The sequence below is a fragment of the Variovorax ginsengisoli genome (assembly GCF_030486595.1).
GTDB classification, from domain to species: Bacteria; Pseudomonadota; Gammaproteobacteria; order Burkholderiales; family Burkholderiaceae_C; genus Variovorax; species Variovorax ginsengisoli_B.
The window spans coordinates 1-1,479 of sequence record NZ_JAUJZH010000082.1 but is presented as its reverse complement, the minus strand read 5'-3'; the positions used below and the strand labels follow the sequence as shown (position 1 = coordinate 1,479).

2 protein-coding genes are annotated in these 1,479 nt (G+C 67.1%); both read right to left on the bottom strand.

Annotation, left to right across the window (positions count from 1 at the left end):
• Positions 1-15: 15 nt before the first annotated feature.
• Positions 16-288 carry a hypothetical protein gene (locus tag QZH52_RS38565; protein ID WP_301816540.1) on the bottom strand — a complete coding sequence of 91 codons (273 nt, stop codon included), beginning with the start codon at positions 286-288 and terminating at the stop codon, positions 16-18.
• Between the two features lie 157 nt (positions 289-445).
• A partial coding sequence (locus QZH52_RS38560) for an adenylate/guanylate cyclase domain-containing protein (protein WP_301816539.1) occupies positions 446-1,479 on the bottom strand: 1,034 nt, incomplete at its 5' end.

The window sequence follows — 1,479 nt, the reverse complement described above, 5'->3', positions numbered from 1 at the left end:
ATGACCGGCGCGCCTTCAGAGCACCGGCGGCAGCGCGCGGCGCGTCTCCTGCGCGCGTTCCCAAGCCATGCTGCGGCGCTCCAGGTCGGCCGGATCCGTGGCCTCGCCGAGGAAGCGGTCGCGCGCCAGTTCGGGGTCCGGACCGGACACCCACTGGCTCGCGTGGATCACCGCCTTGCGCAGTTCTGCCATCAGCGTGGAGGCTTCCGGCACGCGCAGCGTGGTCTGGCGGCCGGCGTCGAGCACTTCGAAGTTGGCGACGGACGGGATGGTCTTGGCAGTGATCATGAATAGCTCCTCGGGTTGAACGACGGAACAGTCTGCGGTGGCTGTCCGTTGGAGGCATGGTCGTGCCGCCGGAGCTGCCCGGCGCGACCGCGTTCAATACTGACCGGCGGGGTGAGTCGGCCCGACAGGCCGTCGAGCCACTCCGCTGGCAACGGCCCTACTTTTCGTAGCGCACGACGCCGTCCCACCGGGACAGCTGCGCCGGGTCTTCCAACTGTCTGCACTGTGCCTGCAGCCAACGCACGCGGGGATCGTCCGCCGGCGCGGGGGCGCCGATCGCCGCCTGGAGTTCTTTCAGATCGGCGACCTGGCGCACCCCTTCCAGCATGCACAGGAGGGCCTCCCAGCGCGCTGCCGGGCCGGCCGACGACAGGGCTCTTGCGGGATCGAGGACCTCGTAGACATCGACGAGGGTTTCCATGCCTGCCAAGGCCACGCGGCCTGCCCGGACAAATGGCGTGCGTGTCACGTCCAGCAGCCTGGCCACCTCTTCGGTGACGAGCAGCGGCGCGTCGAGCCGGCCGGGTTTGGTGAGCGTCTCCACACGGGATGCGCAGTTGACCGAAGTGCCCAGCAACCCGTACTTGAAGTGCCGGCTCGATGTCATCGAACCGGCCAGCACCTGTCCCTTGGCAATGGCGATGCCACACACCGGGCCGGATGGCGACGACAAGGACTGCAAAGGGATTGTCTTCAACTGCTCGAGAATCCGCAGCGCGCAGTCCACCGCCAGCTGGGCCTGGCCGGGTTGCTCGAACGGCACCCCCCAGGCGGCGAAACACCCATCGCCCTGGTAGTCGATCACCGTTCCCTCGTGCGCAAAGACTTCCCGCGAGACGGTGTCCATCATGCTTCGCAGTTCTTTCTGCCATCGGAGCAGGTCTGTCGCCGCCGCCTCGGTGGAAAGGCAGAAGCCTCGAAGATCGAAGATCAGACTGGTGGCCTCCATGATGCGAGGGTCGCCTTCGGCACTCGAGCGACCGCCAGGGCGCATCAGCAGATCGACGACCTTGGGCGAAAAGTACTGGGTCAGGTGGGCCTGCCTCTGGGCCACCAGGTGCTGGCGCGTGAGCGTGCTGACCAGGCTGAGGTAGCCGGCAGCGATGTCGGAATTGTGGTTCGGCAAGGTCTGCTCGCCGACGACATAGATCACGATGGGCTCGCCGGCGCTGCTGCGCTCGATCAGGCAGG

Coding starts and splice junctions, on each gene's coding strand:
- QZH52_RS38565 (WP_301816540.1), bottom strand. CDS start 288: ATGATCACTGCCAAGACCATCCCGTCCGTCGCCAACTTCGAAGTGCTC.